The organism is Vibrio sp. 10N.222.46.A1 (assembly GCF_041473595.1).
Lineage (GTDB): Bacteria > Pseudomonadota > Gammaproteobacteria > Enterobacterales > Vibrionaceae > Vibrio > Vibrio tasmaniensis_A.
In genome coordinates this window covers 1-544 of the sequence record NZ_JBFRSN010001236.1, presented here as the reverse complement: position 1 = coordinate 544, position 544 = coordinate 1, and the positions used below count along the sequence as shown (strand labels likewise).

1 protein-coding gene is annotated in these 544 nt (G+C 37.9%); it reads right to left on the bottom strand.

The features are described from left to right. A partial coding sequence (locus tag AB4496_RS25530; RefSeq protein WP_372105002.1) for a carbohydrate binding domain-containing protein occupies positions 1–310 on the bottom strand: 310 nt, incomplete at its 3' end. Positions 311–544: the final 234 nt, after the last annotated feature.

Here is a 544-nt window from a genome sequence, read left to right as displayed (position 1 = left end):
GAGCTTTCACGTTGCCTTCCGTATGGTAAACATCGACAGAGAAATCATAAGTTTTCCCTTGTTCAACACGTATCGTTTGCAGAAAATCGGTATTACTTTGAGTGCCTGTATTCACTGTTACTTGCGCAGAGAAACTGCCGTTATTAACAGGTACGTTAGAGGGTGAAACTGCAATGCCGGAGTCAATCACACTCCATCCAGATGGTACGTTTCCTTCCCAGCTTTCGAAACTTCCATTTTGCATTTGCGCATGCGCACTCGCTGAACAAAGTAATGCAACGCCACTTAGTGTTATTATTCTATTTATCATATAACCTTCTGTTTAATTAGATAAAAAACCAACTAAGCTTAGAAAGTATTCAAAAGATGGATAGAGACATAAATCACACTTATAAATGTAAGCACTATCAGTTTTATTAATATATGTGATGTAAGCAATGCAACATCGACCTGTTAAACAAACGAATAAAAAAGGCTGAGCAGGTTATCTGACTCAGCCTTTTTACTGTTTAGAACTAGATCATTTATCGCCAGTGAGCATATC